The 19,092-nt window shown below is 72.4% G+C and carries 18 protein-coding genes; 14 read left to right on the top strand and 4 right to left on the bottom strand.

The features are described 5' to 3' along the window. The first annotated feature begins 11 nt into the window (after nucleotides 1-11). The 9 genes from ACN265_RS18140 to ACN265_RS18100 all read left to right on the top strand — a co-directional run bounded on the left by ACN265_RS18140 (nucleotide 12) and on the right by ACN265_RS18100 (nucleotide 10,037). A complete protein-coding gene (locus tag ACN265_RS18140) occupies nucleotides 12-551 on the top strand; it encodes a (2Fe-2S)-binding protein (RefSeq protein WP_420115950.1) in 540 nt (179 codons plus the stop codon). After that, entirely contained in the window at nucleotides 548-1,543 is a 996-nt protein-coding gene (locus ACN265_RS18135) for an FAD binding domain-containing protein (RefSeq protein WP_421408650.1), read from the top strand. The genes ACN265_RS18140 and ACN265_RS18135 overlap by 4 nt, the downstream gene beginning before the upstream one ends. After that, on the top strand, nucleotides 1,540-3,654 hold the full coding sequence (locus tag ACN265_RS18130) for a xanthine dehydrogenase family protein molybdopterin-binding subunit (protein WP_421408649.1): 2,115 nt from the start codon (nucleotides 1,540-1,542) through the stop codon (nucleotides 3,652-3,654). Before ACN265_RS18135 ends, ACN265_RS18130 begins: the two co-directional genes overlap by 4 nt. Further along, the gene (locus ACN265_RS18125; protein WP_421408648.1) at nucleotides 3,644-4,630 is read left to right on the top strand and encodes an XdhC family protein; all 987 of its coding nucleotides are present in this window, start codon (nucleotides 3,644-3,646) and stop codon (nucleotides 4,628-4,630) included. The genes ACN265_RS18130 and ACN265_RS18125 overlap by 11 nt, the downstream gene beginning before the upstream one ends. Nucleotides 4,631-4,748: 118 nt before the next feature. Continuing rightward, nucleotides 4,749-5,276 carry a nucleotidyltransferase family protein gene (locus tag ACN265_RS18120; protein ID WP_421411523.1) on the top strand — a complete coding sequence of 176 codons (528 nt, stop codon included), beginning with the start codon at nucleotides 4,749-4,751 and terminating at the stop codon, nucleotides 5,274-5,276. Between the two features lie 158 nt (nucleotides 5,277-5,434). Next, complete coding sequence (locus tag ACN265_RS18115; RefSeq protein WP_421408647.1) at nucleotides 5,435-6,382, top strand: MerR family transcriptional regulator; 948 nt, start codon at nucleotides 5,435-5,437, stop codon at nucleotides 6,380-6,382. Nucleotides 6,383-6,585: 203 nt separating this feature from the next. Then, the gene (locus ACN265_RS18110; RefSeq protein ID WP_421408646.1) at nucleotides 6,586-7,806 is read left to right on the top strand and encodes a sensor histidine kinase; all 1,221 of its coding nucleotides are present in this window, start codon (nucleotides 6,586-6,588) and stop codon (nucleotides 7,804-7,806) included. Beyond that, nucleotides 7,803-8,465 carry a response regulator gene (locus ACN265_RS18105; protein ID WP_421408645.1) on the top strand — a complete coding sequence of 221 codons (663 nt, stop codon included), beginning with the start codon at nucleotides 7,803-7,805 and terminating at the stop codon, nucleotides 8,463-8,465. The genes ACN265_RS18110 and ACN265_RS18105 overlap by 4 nt, the downstream gene beginning before the upstream one ends. A gap of 78 nt (nucleotides 8,466-8,543) precedes the next feature. Further along, a complete protein-coding gene (locus ACN265_RS18100) occupies nucleotides 8,544-10,037 on the top strand; it encodes a serine hydrolase domain-containing protein (protein ID WP_421408644.1) in 1,494 nt (497 codons plus the stop codon). A 15-nt stretch (nucleotides 10,038-10,052) separates the two neighbouring features. Here the strand turns inward: ACN265_RS18100 and ACN265_RS18095 are convergent, their stop codons facing one another. Then, nucleotides 10,053-10,667 carry a TetR/AcrR family transcriptional regulator gene (locus ACN265_RS18095; protein WP_421408643.1) on the bottom strand — a complete coding sequence of 205 codons (615 nt, stop codon included), beginning with the start codon at nucleotides 10,665-10,667 and terminating at the stop codon, nucleotides 10,053-10,055. A gap of 62 nt (nucleotides 10,668-10,729) precedes the next feature. On the opposite strand from ACN265_RS18095, the gene ACN265_RS18090 reads away from it, so the two are divergent. Together ACN265_RS18090 and ACN265_RS18085 are read left to right on the top strand one after the other, a co-directional pair. Continuing rightward, nucleotides 10,730-11,668 carry an NmrA family NAD(P)-binding protein gene (locus ACN265_RS18090; RefSeq protein ID WP_421408642.1) on the top strand — a complete coding sequence of 313 codons (939 nt, stop codon included), beginning with the start codon at nucleotides 10,730-10,732 and terminating at the stop codon, nucleotides 11,666-11,668. A gap of 80 nt (nucleotides 11,669-11,748) precedes the next feature. Continuing rightward, entirely contained in the window at nucleotides 11,749-11,943 is a 195-nt protein-coding gene (locus ACN265_RS18085) for a hypothetical protein (RefSeq protein ID WP_421408641.1), read from the top strand. 243 nt (nucleotides 11,944-12,186) lie between these two features. Here the strand turns inward: ACN265_RS18085 and ACN265_RS18080 are convergent, their stop codons facing one another. After that, nucleotides 12,187-12,363: a hypothetical protein gene (locus ACN265_RS18080; protein WP_421408640.1), complete on the bottom strand. Its 177-nt coding sequence runs from the start codon at nucleotides 12,361-12,363 to the stop codon at nucleotides 12,187-12,189. 210 nt (nucleotides 12,364-12,573) lie between these two features. Between ACN265_RS18080 and ACN265_RS18075 the strand changes: the two genes are divergently transcribed. Then, the gene (locus ACN265_RS18075) at nucleotides 12,574-13,455 is read left to right on the top strand and encodes a hypothetical protein (RefSeq protein ID WP_421408639.1); all 882 of its coding nucleotides are present in this window, start codon (nucleotides 12,574-12,576) and stop codon (nucleotides 13,453-13,455) included. Nucleotides 13,456-13,575: 120 nt separating this feature from the next. Here the strand turns inward: ACN265_RS18075 and ACN265_RS18070 are convergent, their stop codons facing one another. Further along, nucleotides 13,576-14,409, bottom strand: a complete 834-nt coding sequence (locus ACN265_RS18070; RefSeq protein WP_421408638.1) for a helix-turn-helix transcriptional regulator — start codon at nucleotides 14,407-14,409, stop codon at nucleotides 13,576-13,578. Between the two features lie 119 nt (nucleotides 14,410-14,528). Here ACN265_RS18070 and ACN265_RS18065 point away from each other — a divergent pair, with 119 nt between their 5' ends. Together ACN265_RS18065 and ACN265_RS18060 are read left to right on the top strand one after the other, a co-directional pair. Beyond that, the gene (locus ACN265_RS18065) at nucleotides 14,529-14,978 is read left to right on the top strand and encodes a VOC family protein (protein WP_420119438.1); all 450 of its coding nucleotides are present in this window, start codon (nucleotides 14,529-14,531) and stop codon (nucleotides 14,976-14,978) included. A gap of 345 nt (nucleotides 14,979-15,323) precedes the next feature. After that, the gene (locus ACN265_RS18060) at nucleotides 15,324-15,755 is read left to right on the top strand and encodes a hypothetical protein (protein ID WP_421408637.1); all 432 of its coding nucleotides are present in this window, start codon (nucleotides 15,324-15,326) and stop codon (nucleotides 15,753-15,755) included. Nucleotides 15,756-15,814: 59 nt separating this feature from the next. Here the strand turns inward: ACN265_RS18060 and ACN265_RS18055 are convergent, their stop codons facing one another. Next, nucleotides 15,815-18,958 (bottom strand): BTAD domain-containing putative transcriptional regulator, encoded by a 3,144-nt coding sequence (locus ACN265_RS18055; RefSeq protein ID WP_421408636.1) that lies wholly within the window; start codon nucleotides 18,956-18,958, stop codon nucleotides 15,815-15,817. Nucleotides 18,959-19,092 lie beyond the last annotated feature (134 nt).

The raw sequence follows: 19,092 nt of genomic DNA, 5'->3' as shown, positions 1-19,092 counted from the left end.
AGGTGACGACGATGACCGATCAGACACACAGCACGATAACGCTGCTGGTGAACGACGTGACTCACCGACTGTCGGTGGACAACCGTCGGACGCTGCTCGACGTGTTACGGGACGACCTGGGCGTCACCGGGCCGAAGAAGGGATGCGACCACGGGCAGTGCGGTGCCTGCACGGTGCTGCGTGACGGCCGGCGGGTGGTCTCCTGTCTGATCCTCGCGGTCGCCGCCGATACTGCCGCGATCACCACCGTCGAGGGGCTGGCCGTCGGGGGCAGGCTGCATCCGATCCAGGAGGCGTTCGTGCGCCTGGACGGCTTCCAGTGTGGCTTCTGCACGCCGGGGCAGATCTGCTCGGCGGTCGGGATGCTCGCCGAGCACGCGGCCGGCTGGCCCAGCGTCGTCACCGTCGACGACGCACCGCACGGAGCGCCGGAACTGGACGAGGTCGAGGTACGCGAGCGGATGAGTGGCAACCTGTGTCGCTGCGGGGCGTACCCGGCGATCGTCCGTGCGGTGATCGAGACCGCCGCCCGGCCGGGGGTGGCGGGGTGAGGGAGTTCGCCTATCAGCGCGCCACACAGGTCCACGAGGCGCTCACGGCGGTCGCCGGCAACGCCGGCGCCCGGTATCTGGGCGGCGGCACCAACCTCGTCGACCTGATGAAGCGCGGGGTCGAGGAGCCGACCCGGCTGGTGGACGTACGGCGGCTTCCCCTCGACCGTGTCCAGGTGGCACCGGACGGTGGGCTGGTCATCGGTGCGACCACCACGAACAGCGACGCAGCCGCCCACCCCGAGGTGCGCCGCCGGTTCCCGGCGCTGGCCCAGGCCGTGTTGGCGGGCGCATCCGGCCAACTGCGGAACATGGCCACGGTGGGCGGCAACCTGTTGCAGCGGACCCGCTGCGGCTACTTCACCGACCTCTCCTCACCCTGCAACAAGCGGATCCCCGGCAGCGGGTGTGCCGCCGTCGCCGGGGTGCACCACAACCACGCGATCCTCGGCCACACCGCGCACTGTGTGGCCACCCACCCCTCGGACCTGGCGGTGGCGCTCTGCGCCTTCGACGCGGTCGTGCGCTACGAGACGCTCGACGGCACCGGTGAGATCCCGTTGGAGCAGTTCTACCTGCCGGTCGACGACCGTCCGGACCGGGAGACCGCGCTGCCGCCCGGCGCGCTGATCACCGCCGTCGTCCTGCCCGGGTCCGCGCACACCCCTCGGTCGCGTTACCGCAAGGTCCGCGAGCGCGCGTCGTACGCCTTCGCGACGGTTTCCGTCGCCGCCGCGCTCGACGTCCGCGACGGCGTGGTACGTGACGTGCGCGTCGCCCTCGGCGGCGTGGCATCGCATCCGTGGCGGGCCCGCACCGCCGAGGCGGTGCTCCGCGACGCCCGGCCCACCGCCGATCTGTTCCGCGACGCCGCCGAGGCGGAGCTGAGCGCCGCGAAGCCTCTGCGCGACAACGGATACAAGGTGGCCCTGGCGCGGAACCTCGTCGAGGCCGTGCTCGGTGGGCTCGCCGCAACGGAGGGAAACCGATGAGCACGAACCTCGATCCCGGTGCCGTCGGCGCCCCGCGTCCCCGGATCGAGGGTCCGCTGAAGGTCACCGGTGCCGCCCGCTACGCCGCGGACGTGCCGATGCCGGATCTGGCCCACGGCTGGATGGTGACCGCCCCCATCTCCCGGGGCCGGATCCGCGACATCGACGCCTCGACCGCGCTCGGCATGCCGGGCGTGCTGGGGGTGCTCGACCACCGCAACGCGCCCCGGCTCGACCCCCGGGCCGGCAACTACTTCGGGCCGGACGGCAGCATGCAACTGCTCCAGGACGACGTGATCCCGTACGCCGGCCGGCCGGTGGCGCTGGCGGTGGCCGAGACGCCCGAGCAGGCCCGGGCGGCAGCGGCGGCGCTGCGGGTGACCTACGACGTCGAACCGCACGACCTGGACTTCAGCCTGGAGCACCCGGCGGCCCGGCCGGGATCGACCGCCTTCGGCCCGGAGGCGGACACCGGCGACGTGGAGGCGGAACTGTCGGCGTCCGCGGTCGTGGTCAGCGAGCGTTACCGCACTCCGGAGGAGAGCCACAGCGCCCTGGAGCCGCATGCCGCGACCGTGTGGTGGGACGGGGGCCACGTGTACGCCCTGGACGCCAACCAGGGCGCGTTCAGTGTGTCCGAGGTTCTGGCCGCGCTGTGGTCCATCGACCGGGAGCGGGTGCACATCCGCGCCGAGCATGTCGGGGGCGGCTTCGGCGGCAAGGTCGCCTGCGGCCCGCAGATGATCCTCGGGTCGATGGCCAGTGAGCGGTTCGGACGTCCGGTGCGGGTCGTCATGACCCGGGCGCAGGTATTCGAGGCGACCGCGTCGCGGCCCCCGACGGACCAGCTGGTGCGCATCGGCGCCGACGCCGACGGCCGCCTGCGCGCCATCCACCACCGACCGGCGTACGCCCTCTCACCGCTGGCCGAGTACATCGAGTGGTGCACCGAGCAGGCCAAGATCCTGTACGCGGCGTCGGCGATCCGCACGCAGCTCACCGCCGTACCCCTCGACATCCTGCCGCCGGCCTCGATGCGCGGGCCGGGCGTGACGCCCGGCTCGTTCGCCCTGGAATCGGCGATCGACGAGGTGGCGGAGCGGCTCGACCTCGACCCGCTGGAGTTGCGCCTGCGCAACCAGCCCCCGGTCGGGCCCGTGTCGGGGTTGCCCTTCAGCAGCCGCCGGCTGGTCTCCTGCCTGCGGGAGGGCGCGCGCCGGTTCGGCTGGGCCACGCGCGACCGGCGTCCGCGTGGCCGGCACGAGGGTCCACTGCTGATCGGCACCGGCATGGCCACCACCTCCTTCGGCGCCGGGGTGTTCCCGTCGACGGCCTCGATCACGGCCGAGGCGGACGGGACGTTCACGGTGTCGGTCGGCGCGAGTGACATCGGCACGGGTGCCCGTACCGCGCTGACGGCGGTCGCCGCCGACGCGCTCGGGGTCGGCACGGAGCGGGTCCGCATCCGGATCGGCGACAGCGACCTCGGCATGGCCTGGGGCGCGGGCGGCTCCCGGGGCACGACATCCTGGTCCTTCGCCATCACCGAGGCGGCCAGGAAACTGCGGGAGAACCTGGGTGACCCGGCCTGGCCGGTGACCGCGACGGTGGACACCACCACGATGATCGATTACCAAACCGGCCGGGAACGGCAGACCTTCAGCGCCGTCTTCGCGGAGGTGGCCGTCGACCCGTCGACCGGCGAGGTGCGGGTGCGTCGCCTGCTCGGCATGTTCGCCGTGGGCCGGGTGATCAACCCGTTGCTCGCCCGTAGCCAGGTGATCGGCGGAATGATCATGGGGCTGTCCATGGCCCTGCACGAGGAGAGCGTGCGCGACCCGCGTACCGGCAGGCAGACCAACGGCGACTTCGCCGGCTATCACATCGCCGCCCACGCCGACGTGCCCGACGTCGAGGCCGACTTCGTGCCCGACTACGAGCCGCAGGACCCGTCGGGGTTCAACGGGCTCGGCGAGATCGGCACGGCCGGCACCGCGGCGGCGATCGCCAACGCCGTATGGCACGCCACGGGCACCCGCCAGCGGATCCTCCCGATCCGCCTCGACCGGGTGCTGGAGCCCGCCGACCCGGGCACCCCCGATGCTGCGTGAGGTCTGGTCGTTCGTCGACGCCCACCGCCGGGCCGGACGCCCCGTCGCCCTCGCCCGGCTGGTGGCGCGGGACGGCCCGGGAGCACGGCCACTCGGATCGACGATGGCCGTCGCGGCGGACGGCACATGGCGCGGCTCGGTGTCCGGGGGCTGCGTCGAGGCCGTCGTCGTGGAGGCCGCCCGCGCCGTCCTCGCCGGAGCGGCGGCGCACGTGCTGCCCGTGACACCGGGGGAGTTCCTGCTGCCGTGGGAGGAAACGCCCGCCTGCTCCGCCACCATGCAGGTGCTGGTGCTGCCCGCACCACCGCCGCCGGTGCACGACGCGATCACCGTGGCGTTGCGGTCGGACAGACCCGTCGCCGTGGGCGTCGGACTACAGCCGCCGTACCGGTGGTCGGTGGCCCCGACCAGGGCCCAACTCCCCGACGGCCACCCGACGTACGTCGAGGAGCTGCCGCGCCGACGGCGGCTGGTCCTCACCGGAGCGACCGACCTGGCCGGGGTGGTGGCCACCCTGGCGGAGTCACTGGACCTGGCGGTGTCCGTCATCGACCCACGCCCCCTCCACGTCGGGTCCGGGGCGCTGCCGGCCAGCGTCCGGCTGGTGCGCGCCTGGCCGGGCGAGTGGCTGACCCGCCACCCGCCCGGACCCGGCGACTCCGTGGTCGCGGTGAGCCACGACCCGCGTATCGACGACCAGGCCATCCGTGCGGCACTGGCCGGCGGCGCGGGACACGTGGCGGCCCTGGGCAGTCGGGCCACCCACACCCAGCGCCTGCGACGCCTCGCCGGCACACCCGGCCTGGACCGGCTCGCCGGTCCCGCCGGACTGGACCTGGGCGGCGCGTCGCTGGCCGAGGCGGCCCTGTCCATCCTCGCCGAGGTGGTCGCGGCGGGAAACGGTCGGGCCGGAGGCCGACTGCGCGACTCCCGGCTGCCCATCGGCGTCCACGCGACGACGACGGCCCATGGGTGACGTCCGACCACCGGCCGGCCGGACGACCCCTTCCCACGACCTCGTCCGCTCCCGCGGGCGGCCGGACGTCCCACGGGCGGGGACGAACCCTGACAGCACGGCGAACCCCGTCGCCGGACTGGTCCTGGCCGCCGGGGCAGGGCGTCGCTACGGAGGACCCAAGGCACCGGTGTTCCTCGGGCAGGCGCTGCGCGCGCTGCGCGACGGCGGGTGCGACCCGCTCATCGCGGTCCTCGGCGCCGGCGCCCACCAGACCCGGGCGGCCGTCGACCTGACGGACGTCCACGTCGTCGACAATCCGCTCTGGGCCGCGGGCTTGTCCTCGTCGTTACGGCTCGGCCTGAACACGGCCGCCGGCCTGCCCGGGATCTCCGCCGTGTGCGTGCACCTGGTGGACATGCCCGGAGTCACCGCAGCGGCGGTGGCCCGGCTGCGGACCCACACGCACCCGGGCTGCCTGGCCCGCGCTTGCTACGACGGCGAGCCGGGCCATCCGGTGCTGCTGGGCCGCGACCACTGGACGGAGGCAGCCGCGACCGCGCGGGGCGACCAGGGTGCGCGGGCCTACCTGCGCCTGCGGGCCGACCAGGTGAGCGTCGTCGAGTGTGCCGACGTGGCCGCCGGCTACGACATCGACGAGCGGTGAGGACGGTTCCCCTGCCGTCAGGGCTCCGGGTGCCCTTCCGCGCTCGGTCCACACCCCGACGCCGCCGGGTGGGGGCGCCCGGTCGGCGGCATCGCCCTGTCCGGCTCGCCGGGTCCGCTGTTGACTCTCCAGTGGCTTGAGACGTCAGGGTGGTGGTCATGGACGAGCGGTTGTCGATCGGTGAGGTGGCCCGGCGTACGGGGCTGAGTGTCAGCACCATCCGGTTCTATGCCGACGAGGGCGTCGTCGCGCCCGCCGGGTACACCGGGGCCGGGTACCGGTGCTACGACGCGCGGGGCGTGGCGGCCCTCGAACTGGTGCGTACGCTGCGGGACCTGGGCGCGGGGCTGGACGAGATCCGTCGGTTGCTGGCCGAGGAGATCACGGTGCGGGACCTCGCGACCGCCCATCTGGCGCTCGTCGAGCGGCAGATGGGGCAGTTGCGTACCCGGCGTGCCGTGCTGCGGGCCGTGGTGCGGCAGGACAGCGAGGCCGGGCAGGTGGGTCTCGTGCACCGGCTGGCGTCGATGTCCGACGACGACCGTGAGCAACTCGTGGAGGAGTTCTGGGCCGAGGTCACCGAGGGCCTCGACGTGCGGGAGTTCGTCGAACACCTGCGCCCGTGGCGGCCCCGGCTGCCGGAGGACCCCACCGGTGAGCAGCTCGACGCGTGGATCGAGCTGGCCGACATGGTGCGTGACGCCGGATTCCGGCGGGCGGTGCGTCGGTTCTTCGGTGAGACCTTCGCCGACGCGGCGGACCACGGGCGGGACGACCCGTCGACGCAGGCGCAGATCGCGGAACAGGTCGAGATCCTCGCGCAGGCCAGGGCCGCGTCCGAGGCCGGCGTACCTGTCGACTCCCGCGAGGCCCGGCAGTTGGCGACGCGGTGGGTGGCGCTGACCGGCAGTCGCTGTGGCGAGCGGGACCTGACCGAGGTACGGCGGCAGATCGTCGCCGCCGACCCCGGGCCGCAGGTGGCCCGGCACGTCGAGCTGCTCGGCAGGTACCACGCGCTGACCGCCACCATCAACGGCACACCGCAGCCCGTCGTGCACGCCCCGGCGTCCACCTGGCTGCACGCGGCCGTCGCCGCGCTGCCCTGACCGGGCGTGCGTGGTTGTCCGGCGGCGGGTCGTCGAAGTGTGGGCGAACGCGGTGGACCGGGTTCGTCGAACCGCCAGCCCAGATCATCGGGACGTACGCGAAGGGGTGCGGGAACCGGCGCGGGGCGCCGCCTGCCTGGCTATTCTGTGGCACGTCGTGACGGGCGCGGCTCGCACCAGGAACCCACCAGAAGGCGACCACCGTGACAGCCACCCCACGCCAGGACGCCCGGCCGGTGACGGTGACCGCGCACGTGGTCCTGGCTGTGCTGACGGTGCTCGCGCTCGCGGGCAACCGGTACTACGGCGCGGCCGGGTGGCAGGTCCTCGCCGCAGCGGGTGCCGCCGTCCTGCTCCACGGGGCGGCCGTGGTGTCCCGCCGCCGGCCGTGGCCGGGGTACGCGACCGCCGCGCTGGGCATGCTCGTCCTGGCGACGATCTCCTTTCCGAGCTGGTCGGCGATCCTGCTGCCGTCGGCCCTGTGGTTCCCCGTCACGTTGTGGCGGCTGACCGGCCTCGTCCCGGTCAGGTTCTCGGTGGCCGCGCTGGCGGTTGCCGTGCTCGGGATCGTCCTCACCGAGCTGGTGGCCTGGGACCGGCTGCCCCCCGAGATCCCCGGATGGACCCTCTTTGTCGAGGGCGGGCTGCTGACGCTCGCGGTCGGCGGGGTGTGGGGTGCGGCCCTGCTGCTGCGTCGGCGGCGCGAGGCGGGCCGGCGGGCCGAGAGCGGACGGCTGGCCGCGGCCGTCGCGGACGAGCGGGCCAGCATCCGCCGTGACCTGCACGACGTGATCGCTCACACGGTCACCGTCATGGTCGCGCGGATCGAGGCCGCGGCGGTGACGACGACGGATCCGGCGACCCGCCGTGAACTCGGCGACATCGCCGAGGCGGGCCGGGACGCCCACCAGGGTCTGCGGGCGATGCTGGCCACCCTGGGGCCGGCCACCACGGCACCGCGCGCCGGTGCCCGGCGCGACCGGGTGCCGATCTCGCTGGACGCCATCGCCGACCTGGTGGCCTCGGCGGCCAGCCCGCTGCACGCGGTGACGTTCGCGGAGGTGGGCCCGCGGCGGCCGTTGAGCCTGAGCGCCGAGGTGGCGGCGTTCCGTACCGTGCAGGAGGGCGTCACCAACGCGCTGCGGCACCTCGAACCGCCGGTCGAGGTGACCGTTGAGCTCCGGTGGGGTCCGGCCGGGCTGGAGGTGGAGGTACGCGACGACGGCGGCTCGGCGCTCCGCGCCCCCGGCAGGTCGGCGCTCCGCGCCCCCGGCAGGTCGGCGCTCCGCGCCCCCGGCAGCCGCGGCACCGGCCTGCTGGGCGTCGGGGAACGCGTGCGCGCCGCCGGGGGCACCCTGTCGGTGACGGAGGGGGACGACGGATGGGTGCTGCGAGCGCTGCTGCCCACGAAGGAGGGGGCATGACCAGGATCCGGGTGATGCTGGTGGACGATCAGGAACTGTTGCGGACCTCGTTGCGTACGGTCCTGTCGGCCGACGAACGCATCGAGGTCACCCACGACGTCGCGAACGGCGGGGACGCGGTCGAGGTCGTCCGGCGGCACCGTCTCGACGTGGTGCTGATGGACATCCGCATGCCACGCATGGACGGGGTGGCCGCCACGGCGGAGATCGTCCGGATCGCACCGGCGACCCGGGTGCTCATGCTGACGACGTTCGATGACGACGACCTGGTCGTGGCCGCCATCCGGGCCGGCGCGAGCGGCTACCTGACCAAGGACGTCCGGCCCGCCGTCCTGGCGCAGGCCGTGTGTGACGTAGCCGCCGGGACGTCGGCGCTGGCCCCGGGGGTGGCGGCGACGGTCCTCGATCTCGTCCGGCAGGTGCCGACGCGCCGGACGGGGGCGCTGGACGGCCTCACCCCGCGCGAGGTCGAGATCTTCGGCCTGCTCGCCCGGGGCAGGTCCAACGGCGAGATCTGCGCGGAACTGGTGCTGAGCGAGAACACGGTGAAGTCGCACGTCCGGGCCGTGCTGCAGAAGCTGGACCTGCGCGACCGCGTGCACGTGGTGATCCACGCGTACGAGAACGGGCTGGTCGGTCGGTACGATCTGCCCGACTGAGATTTCACTCCGCCGGGTGGTGCCGGCTCACCCCGTGGTGTGATGACCGTCGGTGACGGCCTGCCTAGGTTCGACCTCGTGCCTCTCCAACGTCTGCGTTCTCCCCGGGTGACCTCCCTGTCCGCCGTCGCCGCTGTGTTCGTCGCCGTACTGCTCGCCTCGGCGACGCCGGCCCACGCCACCGGCAGAGGGCTGGTCGACGACTACCGTTCCGCCTACGCGACGCCGGGGGTCGCGGCGGCCGTGATCGACGGCTCGTCGGTCGAGACGACCGTCCGCGGCCGGGACGGGGACGGCAACGCGGTGACGACGGGGACGCCGTTCCGGATCGCGTCGATGAGCAAGTCGATGACGGCGACAGCGGTCATGCTGCTGGTCGACCGGGGCCGCGTCGTGCTGGACGACCCGGTCGTCACGGTCCTTCCCGACTTCCGGATGGCCGATCCGCGCTTCACCGCGATCACCGTGCGGCACCTCCTCAGCCACACCTCGGGCCTGTCGGCCGGCACGAACAACGATTACGTGTTTCCGCCCCCGCGCGACGCGCGGCAGGCCGTGGCCCGGCTGGCCGACGAGACCCTGGCCGCCGATCCGGGCAGCAAGGCGGTCTACCACAACACCAACTTCACGATCGCGGCGAGGATCGTCGAGGTGGTGTCGGGTGAGCCCTTCGACGAGTTCCTGCGTGCCGAGCTGTTCACCCCGCTGGGGATGACCCACACCCGCTCGACGCCGGGGTGTTCCGATCGCGCCGAGGGGCTGCCGTCCGGGTACGAGGTCGTCCTCGGGTTCGCCGTCGCGGTGCCGGAGATGCCGGGGACGTGCGCCGGCAACGGCGGGGTGATCTCGACCCTGGACGACATGGTGCGGTGGCTGCGGTTCAACCAGGGCGGCCCCGGCGCCGGCCTGCTCAGCACCGCCGCCCTGACCGAGCTGCACACCGTCCAGCCCGGGGCCGGCGACTACGCCCTGGGTTGGCAGGCCCGTCCGGCCGCCGCCGGCACCCCGACGATGATCGGCCACGGCGGGACCCTGGCGACGTGGACCGGGGACATGGTCTTCTCGCCCACCACGGGCAGGGCCGCCGTCGTCCTGACCAACAGCGTCGGTGCGCCCGGCGAGCTGTCGGCCAACCTTCTCGCCGAACGGATCGGGACACCGACACGGCCGATGAGCAATCCGCTCGACACCGTGAACGCGGTCCTGCTCGGGCTCACGGTGGTGCTGGCGGCGCTGCTGGTCACCGCGGCCGTCCGGGCGCGCCGCTGGGCCGTCCGACGCCGTACGACGCGACGACCGCTGCTGATCCTGCGGCTCGTGCCCCTGACCCTGGCGACGGTGCTGGGCGCGACACTGCCCGCGGTGCTGCCGATCCTGCTGTTCGGCGCGACCTTCGACGTCGGGTACTGGATCGTCTTCGCCTGGCTGCTGCCACTGCTGCCACTGCTGTCCCTCGTCAGCTGTGTGCTGGGGGCGGTCGCGCTCGCCCGTCGCCTCTGGTGCCTGCGCCATGCCGGTCAGGCGGTCCCCGCCGGGAACGGTCCTGCGGCGGTCGGGCCGACGACGGCGTGACGACCGCGAGCGGGGCTAGGAGTCGTCCGTTCCGTGGCGCAGTTGGCTGAAGGCCCGGTCCGCGTCGGCCACCGCCTCGGGGTGGACGTCGCGTGCGGTCCGCCCGTCGGCGATCTTGCCCCAGTTGGTCCGGGCCAGTACGCGGTGGACCGCGATCACCTGGGCGGCCTGGAGCCGGCCCTCGATGCCCCGGTCGAGGGCGTCGGCCAGCGCGTCCTCGTCGTCGAGCGTGTACTGCACGAGTCGTCCCGCCAGGCTCGGTGTGGTGAACACCAGCCGGTGGAACGCCACCACCTCGGGTTGATCGTTGAGGCCGGTGACCGGCTCGAAGCGGTCGAGGCCGGCCCGGAAGTGCCGGTGCAACGCCGCCATCGGCGTCACGTCGGGCCGCCGGTCGCGTACCACCCGTGCGGCCTCGCCCTGGTGGTCGGCGAACCGGTGCAGGATCAGGTCTTCCTTCGTCGCGAAGTAGCGGAACAGGGTCGGCTTGGACACCTCGGCGGTTGCGGCGACGTCGGACACCGACACCCGGTCGAAGCCGTGCGTCAGGAACAGCGAGATCGCCACGTCGGCGATCGCGTCCCGGGTCCGCGCCTTCTTGCGCGCCCGCAGCCCGACCCGTTCGATCATTCTGTCAGGGTAACATTCGTTACCGGGTTGCATTTTTAACTCGGTAACGCTTTCATGGGGTCATGAAGCAGGCAGACACCCCCCGCACCCCCGCCGCCGACGGCCCGGTTACCACGGCACCGGTCGACCGGCCGCCGGTGCTCGTCACCGGGGCGACCGGCCGGGTCGGACGCTGCGTGATCGACCTGCTGACCGACGCGGGCGTGCCGGTCCGTGCCCTCGTGCGCCGCTCCGAGTCGGCGGCGACGCTGCCCGCCACCGTCGAGGTCGTCACCGGCGACCTCACCGTGCCCGCATCCCTCGACGCCGCGCTGCACGCCGTCAGCACGGTCTTCCTGGTCTGGACCGCCCCACCGCAGACCGCGGCGGCCGTCGTCGACCGGCTGGCCGCCCGCGCACAGCGCGTCGTCTACCTGTCCGCGCCGCACCGGACCCCGCACCCGTTCTTCCAGCAACCGAACCCGATGGCGGCGCTGCACGCCGAGGTCGAGCGGCTCATCACCGGCACCGGACTCGGCCTGACGGTCGTCCGGCCGGGAATGTTCGCGTCGAACGCCCTGCTCTGGTGGGCCGCCGCGATCCGTGCCGACAGCTCGGTCCGGTGGCCGTACGGGGCGGCCGAGACGGCACCCGTCGACGACCGCGACGTGGCGGCGGTCGTCGCACGGACGCTGATCGAGGAGGGATACGTCGGTGGCGACTACGTCCTGACCGGCCCCGAGTCCCTCAGCCAGGCCGAGCAGGTGGGCATCATCGGTGACGTCCTGGGCCGCCCGATCGCGTTCGAGGAACTGTCACCCGACGAGTTCCGGCGGGGGACCCCGGAATCCGTACGCCCGGCGGTGGACATGCTCCTGAACGCATGGAACGCCGCGCTGGGACAGCCGGCGTACCTCACCCCCAGCGTGGCCGACATCCTCGGAACGCCCCCACGAACGTTCCGACAGTGGGTTGCCGACCACGCCGCGGCGTTCACCGCCGACCCCCACCCGACGAACTGATCCCTCCCGCCGGGTCGTAGCAACCGAGGTGCCGCCCCGCAGCGGCTCAGGGTGCACACCCGGCCCGCGGGATCTCGTCGGTGCCTGACCAGGTAGGCCACCACGTGCCGGCGCCCACCCGGGGGAGGGACAGGGCAGCCGCCAGTTGCCGACAGCGGGCGGCGGCCGCGGATGTTCCCTTCTCCGACCGGATGGACCCCGACGACGCCCACCGGGACGTCGACGCGTTGCTGACCCGGCCCGACGACTGCGTCGACCGGGCCCTGCCCACGTGAGGGGACCTGGACACCACCGCGCTCGTGCGTGCGCCCGGTATCCGGTTCGGTCACCCGACCTGAGCGGCGCATCAACGGTCGTCTCAGATCCGCCCGCTACGAATTCGGCAGCAGACAAGCGACGTCGAGTGGAACCATCCGGCAGCGGTGCCGCTCGGAGGGGACCCGCACGCACCCCCCGAACCGGGTCGTGTGGACCGTGGCGAACACCTGCCGCGCTCACACACGCTCACCAGCGGCCGGCTAGAGGCCGAGGTGGTCGAGGAACCATGCGGTGACTGCTCGGGCGATGCCGGAGGCGACACCGGCGGTCACCAGCGGGATGATCCTGGCCCGCAGGCTACGGGTGTGGTCGCCGTCGGTCTCGGGATGTGCGTCGTGTCGGCAGGTGCTCGGCGGGGGAGGCATGTCGGAGGGCATGTCACCAGCAGGCGCTCACAGCCACCCGTCCAGCAAGATCAACCATTGTTCCGGGACGCCGGTGCTGTCCGATGATCCGCCTGGACCCGGTCGGACATCGGACCGTCGAGTGTGTCCGGTCGGACGCGCCGTCCGGTGCCGGACGCACCGGCGGTCATCAATACTCGCCGCATCGAAGACCGTCCGGGAGGAACAATGTCTGACCACAGCATGGTGTCTGATCTGTCGTCGGTGCAGACGGCGGAGGGGCTGGCGGGGTGCATCCGGAGCCTGTTGTCCCGCCACGGGAACCTGTCCCTGCGTGAGCTGGAGTCGTGGGGGATCGCCTACAACCGGCCGATGCCGCGCACGTCGCTCGGTGAGGCACGCTCGGGAGCCCGGCCACCCAGCCGCCAACTCCTGCTCAACCTCCTCGCCGCCTGCGAGGTGCACGACGACCGCGAGGTTTCCGCCTGGCTCGACGCCCTCGACCGGATCCACAAGTCGAAGTCGATCCAGACCCGCCAGCGGCGGCTCGGGGACCTGACCCAGCCCGTGTCCGCCAACCGGTTCTTCGCCGAGCAGGACGACCTGATCGAGATCTCCCACCTCATCCAGCAGGCCCAGGACGAGGTGTGGCTGTGGGGAACGACCCTGTCGATGCACATCCCCTACCTGGACATCTACCTCGGTCAGGCGCTGGCCCGCGACGTCCGGGTCAAGGTCCTGCTGATCAACCCCGGTGGAGCGGCGATGTCCATGCTGGCCTTCCGGGCCGGGCCCGCATGGGGGCGGCAGACCCTGGAGGAACGACTGGCCATCAACCTCGGGCTGCTCGACCGGCGACTCACCCAGGGCGACGGCCTGGAGGTACGCCTGGTCGACTACCTGCCCCCGTACACCCTCTACGCCTACGACCCCGGCCTGGACGACGGATCGATGGAACTACGGCTCGGCTCCGTCGGCGGCCGGCACGAACTACGACCCACCTTCCGGCTGATCCGCCAACGAGACGGCGAGTGGTTCGACTACTTCTACGAGCAGTTCACCACCGTCTGGAACGCCGCCGAACCATACGGGCACGGGCAGGCACCGGACATCCCCACCGCATAGCCGCGCACCCGCCGGGCGGACTCTCGACCGCCGCGCCACCACAGCCGCCCGGCTGGTGGTGGTCCGACGCGACACGTCGGACCACCACCGGCGGCCGTACGCCGTCAGGCTGCTGGAGGATCAGTCGAGGTGTAGAGCCTCCTGGACACCGATGGTGGCCAACAGGTCCAGTTTGCGCTGGGCGTCGGTGCCGGATCGCGCCGTCAGCACCACGACCCGCAGATCGCTGTCCTGCGTGGCAAGGATGTTGGCGTCCAGGGCGATCTCACCGACCGTCGGATGAACGGCGGTCTTGTGCGCGCTTTCGTGAGCCGCGACCGTCGGGCTCGCCCACAGTTCGCGGAACCGCGGAGTGCGGTTCAGCCGTTCGACCAACGTCGCGACGTCAGGATCGTTCGGGTACCGGCCGGTGGTGGTCCGCAGGTCGGCGACGAGGGACTGCTCGAACCACGCCTGTTCCGCCGCGGTCTGCCGGACTCGGGCGTTCCGCCGCTCGAACTGGGTGATCATGGCGTTCCGGTCCTCAGCATCGCCTCGGGACGGGTCGCCCCAGGTTGCCGCGAACAACGGGTTCCAGTGCAGCAGCTGCCAGGCGGCGTCGTACACGGCCAACGGGCTGGCGCTGATCTGGTCCGCGACCCGGCGCACACTGATCGGCACCCGCCGGGGGATACGGTCCGGGTCGGCGGAATGCCCGGCCAGACGCAGGAGATGGGCCTGTTCCTCGTCGTTCAACCGCAGCGCGCGGGCCAGCGCGGCACATACCTGGGCCGACGGTGTCTTCGCCCGGCCCTGCTCGAGCTGCGCGACGTACTCGGCCGAGACGCCCGCCAGCATCGCCAGCTCACCGCGGCGCAGGCCGGTGACCCGCCGCGGCGCGTGGTGGGCCAGCCCGACCGAGGTGGGCTCCAGTCGGCCCCGAAAGGCCCGGAGCGCGGCACCAAGGGGGTTCATCCACGTCATGATTCCGCATCCGGCCACCCGTGTCCTGGTACCGGTGGTACGAGGAAGATCTCTGACTCCCTCGAAGCTCCTCGGTGTCACAGCATCGACGGATGCTCAGAGTGACGCGAATGAACCACATCGGCGTGCCCGTCAGCGACCTCGACCGGTCGGTGCGGTGGTACGAGGACGTGCTCGGGATCGCCGCGAACGGCGTGACCATCTCGGCCGACAGCGCCGCGCTCGGCGCCGTGGTGGAAGTGGAGAACCCCGCGATGCGCGCGGTGTTCTCACTCGCCGGAGACAACGTCCTGCTGGAGCTGATCCAGTACGACCGGCCTGCGCCGAAGCCGTTCGAGGGCCGCAACTGCGACGTCGGGGTGATGCATCTCTGCTTCGAGGTCGACGACATGGACACTGCGGTACGCCACCTGAGGGAGCGCGGTGTCCACCTCAACGCCGATCCGGTGGTACTGATGAGCGGCGACGGAATCCACGCCGGCGAGCTGGCCGGCACGAAGATCCTCTACCTGCGTGACCCGGACGGCATCCAGTTGGAACTCTTCGAACTTCCCCGGTGACCACCCGGCACGTCACGCGACTCTGACACCGACACCGCTGCGCGGGAGTGATCCAACGGCGCGCCCGAGCCGACGCCCGGTTCACCGCCGAGCACCAGCGCCCCGTCCCGGCCCGACCGCGCGGCGTCGGTCAGCTCATAGCGGAGCCTGCGTTCGTTCTCCCTGCCGACCCGCGGGCCGCGAGGCGCAGCTGTGGTTCGCAGCCGCAGGTCAGCGGTGCGCAACCGGACCCGGCCGCCCGGTCACGTCTGCCGGCCCGGCCAGGTGGTTTCGCCGACGCGACGAAGGACGCAGCCGTCGGATGCTTCCCACGGCTCATCCGAAAAACCGGAAAGGACAATCCCCATGACCGCCATCACCAGTCGCGACGCGACCACCGCCCCCGCCCGCTGGCAGGATCGGACGGGACGGATCCTGATGGCTCTCACGGCGGCGGTGACCCTTGTGCCGTTCGTGGACGGCATCTCGCGCATCAACGCCGCCACCGGCGACCAGGTCCTGATGGAGTTCTGGCGGACGTTCGCCTACATCGTTTTCGCCGGCATGTGGGCGCTGCTGGCGGTCGCGCCGCGACAGCAACGCGGAATGTGGGAGCTGCTGCTCTTCCACAAGATTGCGGTCAGCATTCAGGCCGCGTTCGTCATTGACGTGCCCAACGCGGGCCGGACCCTCATCGCCGACGGACTCGTTTCGTTGACCACCATCGTCGCCTACGTACTGTGCCGTGGTTGGTACACCTGGCGACGCGGCGCGCTGGGACCGCACGACAACCGTTGACCATCTTCACCGGCCCGGCTCGGTGGTGGCCTGCCGGCACCCGGCACTGGTGACTCGTCTCACGGCTGACCTAGCCCGTATGCGGTGTCCGGTGAGGACTCCGCCGCGAGGAGGGCGAGCAGCTTCTCGATGCGTTCCGTGCCCGGCTGGTGGCCGGTCAGGGCGTGCGACCGGGCCGCGAGTCGCGCGCTGCGCCGGGCGGCGGCCACGTCACCAGAGCGGTACTCGGCCGCGGCACGGGCGGCGAGCGCCCGGCCTTCGAGCAGCAGGTAGCCGCACTGCCGGGTGATGGACAGCGCCGCATGACACCAGGACGGTGCCGCGGGCTCGTCGATCTCGGCGAGGCTGACGGTGACATCGGCCTCGATGTAACGGTCCGCAGTCGAGCGCGCGGTCCGCAGGGCATCCAACAGGGTGCCGGTTCTGCCCTCGACGATGCCCATGACGTGCAGAGCAAGTGCTTCGACGCGGGGCTCGACCGGCGCGCGCGCCATCTCGAGCGCCTGCCGGGCGAGGCGGGCCGCCTGCTCATGGTCACCACGGTCGCAGTGGACCCGAGCCAGCGCACACAGGGTCGTGGCACGGCCCCGGCTGCCCGTCTGCTCATGGAGTTCCAGTGCCTCGGTCAGCGTCCGTAGCGCATCGTCGGACCGGCCGAGAAGGTGGTGGACGACGCCCAGGTTGCTCAGGATGAGCGCCCGGCTGGAGGTCGCCCCGCCCTGGTGTGCCAGGGTGAGCGCCGCGTGATGATGGTCCGCGGCGTCACGGAGCCGTCCGAGGTCGGCGCAGACCAGTCCGAGATTGTTGTGGTTGACGGCCACACCCGCGGTCCGGCCGTTGCGCCTGTTGAACTCCAGCGCCTGCTCCATGACCCGCAGGGCCTCACCCGGCTGGCCGGTCATCCGGAACACCGGACCCAGGTTGCCCAGCGCGGCGGCCTCGCCGTCGTGCCATGCCGAGCGGTTCGCGCAGCGTAGCGCCAGCTGATAGTCGTCGATCGCCTCGGGGAAGCGTTCCAGCCGCCAGTGCAGGGCGGCGAGACTCAGCCGGGCCGCCGCCTCGGCCTGCTCGTGCCGGTCGGCCCGGGCCGCGGAGAGACCGATCCCCGCCACCTCGGACCATTGCGTGGTGTGCATTCCCAGCCACAGGTATCCGCGCAGCGCGTCCGCCAGCGACCAGGCGAAGGCGTGCAGCCCCTGGTGTGCCGCGTGGCGGGTCACGGCGACGAGGTTGTGCCGGTGCGCGTCGAGCCAGGCGAGGGCGTCGACGTGGGCGGCGAACCGCATCGGTGGCCCAGCGGGCGCGGGTTGCTGCGTGGGCACGCGTAGCACCTGTGGATACAGCCGGTCGGCTGCGGCGTACACGCTGAACAGGTACCACGACAGCAGGTCGACGAGTGTCTCCCGGTTGTCCTCCACAGCCGCCAGTTCGGTGACGTACCGGCCGAGCAGGTCGTGGGTGCCGAAGTGGCCAGGGGTCCGCTCCTGTGCCAGGTGCGCGTCGGCGATCCGGGAGAGCATGTCCGCCGCCTCGCCGGCGTCGCAGCGGAGCATCGCGGCGGCCGACTCCGCCGTCATGTCGCAGCCGGGCACCAGGCCGAACAGCCGGAAGAGCCGCTGGAGTCGCGGTGGCAGAGTCTGGTACGAAGCGGCGAACGCCGAACGCACCGCGACCTGTTCGTCGTCACGGACGGTCAGCATGGTCAGCGGATCGCCCGCCCGAAGTCGCGCCAGATACCCGCTGATCGTCTCGCGTGGCCGGCCGTGCAGGTCTGCCGCGGCGATCCGCAGGGCCAGCGGCAGGTGCGCGCAGTCACGGGCCAGTTCCGCGAGAACCTTCCGCTGCCCGGCGACCCGTTCCGCGCCGATGACGCGGGTCAACAGCTCGGTGGCCTCCTGCGACGCGAGCACGTCCAACGACAACCGCTGCGCGTCGTGTCGGGCGGCCAGCCCACCGAGGCCGTCCCGGCTGGTCACGATCACCAGGCAGCCGGCCCCGCCGGGCAACAGGGGCCGTACGTGCGCGGTGTCGCGGGCGTTGTCGAGCAGGATCAGCACCCGCCGGTCGGCGAGCACGCTGCGGTAGAGATCCGTCGCCTCGTCGACGTCGTCCGGCACCCGGGTGGGCGGCACACCGAGCGCGCGAAGGCAGCGCGACAACGCGTCCAGTGGCGCTGTCGCCGTTCCGGGGGAGTAACCGCGCAGGTCCAGGAACAGCTGCCCGTCGTCGAAGAGTGGCCGTACCCGGTGGGCCCAGCGGATCGCCAGCGCCGTCTTGCCCACCCCGGCCGTCCCGACGATCGCGACGACCGCCAGGGCGCCGTTCTCCCGCGCCCGGCTCAGCATCGTGTCCATCGCGGTGAGTGCGTTTCCACGCCCGGTGAAGGTGGTCAGCCCGGGGGGCAGCTGTGCGGGACGCGGACCGGATCCGGTCTGCGCGACCGGCGGTGCGGGCCTGTCCGGTGGAAACTGTTGCCGCAGCACCCGCACGTGGGCCTCCGCGAGCCGCGGGCCCGGCTCGATGCCCAGCTCGTCGGCGAGGAGGCGACGGACCCGCTCGAACACCCGCAGCGCCTCGGCCTGGTGACCCGAAGCGGCCAGCGCCGTCATCAGCCGCGCGGCGAGTCCCTCGTGCCACGGGTTCGCGGTGACCAGCTCGCGTAACGGCGCCACCGCGGCGGCGTGCCGGCCGAGCGCGAACTCGGCGTCGGACAGGTCCTCGGACGCGGCGAGCCGCTTGTCGTGCAGGCCGGCGGCGGCCGCCGCCACGAACGCGGCGGACGCGCCCGCGAGGGCCGGCCCCCGCCACAACGCCAACGCCTGTCGCAACAGGGTCGCGGCCCGCTCGTGCCGGCCGGAGTCGGCGTACCGGCGTGCGGTTTCCGTCAGCCCGGAGAAGACCACCACATCCAGGTCGTCGCCGGCCAACTCAAGGCGGTATCCGCCGGAATCCGAATGGATCGTCTCGGGTAGACCGGCCGCACGGGTCAGTTGTCGCAAGCGGGAGACGCAGACCTGGACCTGCGCCCGAGCGCGGGTGGGGAGAGCTCCGCCCCACAGCGCCTCGGCCAACTGTTCCGCCGACACCACCACGTTGGGATTGAGCAACAGATACGCCAGCACAGCGCGTTGTTGGGGTCGCCCCAGCGGCACTCGCTCGCCCCGCACCACGGCCTCAACCGGGCCGAGCAAGCGCCATGTCATCCAGCCCCCACATCGATGTATCGATGACGATTCTATGCGTAGCTGCCAGGGCGGCTATCGGATGGCTAGCCGATGGCAAGCGGGGCCGCGCAGCCTGATGGAGCCGGGCGGACGGCCCGGATTCCGAGATAAAG

Source organism: Micromonospora sp. WMMD730 (assembly GCF_049178955.1).
Lineage (GTDB): Bacteria > Actinomycetota > Actinomycetes > Mycobacteriales > Micromonosporaceae > Micromonospora > Micromonospora wenchangensis.
The sequence above is the reverse complement of the archived record's forward strand: the minus strand, read 5'-3'. Positions and strand labels throughout refer to the sequence as shown.

Bases quoted from the DNA above. Each gene is read 5' to 3' on its own strand.
- ACN265_RS18075 (WP_421408639.1), top strand. From the start codon at position 12,574: ATGGTGTCTGATCTGTCGTCGGTGCAGACGGCGGAGGGGCTGGCGGGG.
- ACN265_RS18125 (WP_421408648.1), top strand. From the start codon at position 3,644: ATGCTGCGTGAGGTCTGGTCGTTCGTCGACGCCCACCGCCGGGCCGGA.
- ACN265_RS18095 (WP_421408643.1), bottom strand. From the start codon at position 10,667: ATGATCGAACGGGTCGGGCTGCGGGCGCGCAAGAAGGCGCGGACCCGG.
- ACN265_RS18080 (WP_421408640.1), bottom strand. From the start codon at position 12,363: ATGCCCTCCGACATGCCTCCCCCGCCGAGCACCTGCCGACACGACGCA.
- ACN265_RS18055 (WP_421408636.1), bottom strand. From the start codon at position 18,958: ATGACATGGCGCTTGCTCGGCCCGGTTGAGGCCGTGGTGCGGGGCGAG.
- ACN265_RS18090 (WP_421408642.1), top strand. From the start codon at position 10,730: ATGAAGCAGGCAGACACCCCCCGCACCCCCGCCGCCGACGGCCCGGTT.
- ACN265_RS18130 (WP_421408649.1), top strand. From the start codon at position 1,540: ATGAGCACGAACCTCGATCCCGGTGCCGTCGGCGCCCCGCGTCCCCGG.
- ACN265_RS18115 (WP_421408647.1), top strand. From the start codon at position 5,435: ATGGACGAGCGGTTGTCGATCGGTGAGGTGGCCCGGCGTACGGGGCTG.
- ACN265_RS18105 (WP_421408645.1), top strand. From the start codon at position 7,803: ATGACCAGGATCCGGGTGATGCTGGTGGACGATCAGGAACTGTTGCGG.
- ACN265_RS18060 (WP_421408637.1), top strand. From the start codon at position 15,324: ATGACCGCCATCACCAGTCGCGACGCGACCACCGCCCCCGCCCGCTGG.
- ACN265_RS18140 (WP_420115950.1), top strand. From the start codon at position 12: ATGACCGATCAGACACACAGCACGATAACGCTGCTGGTGAACGACGTG.
- ACN265_RS18065 (WP_420119438.1), top strand. From the start codon at position 14,529: ATGAACCACATCGGCGTGCCCGTCAGCGACCTCGACCGGTCGGTGCGG.
- ACN265_RS18070 (WP_421408638.1), bottom strand. From the start codon at position 14,409: ATGAACCCCCTTGGTGCCGCGCTCCGGGCCTTTCGGGGCCGACTGGAG.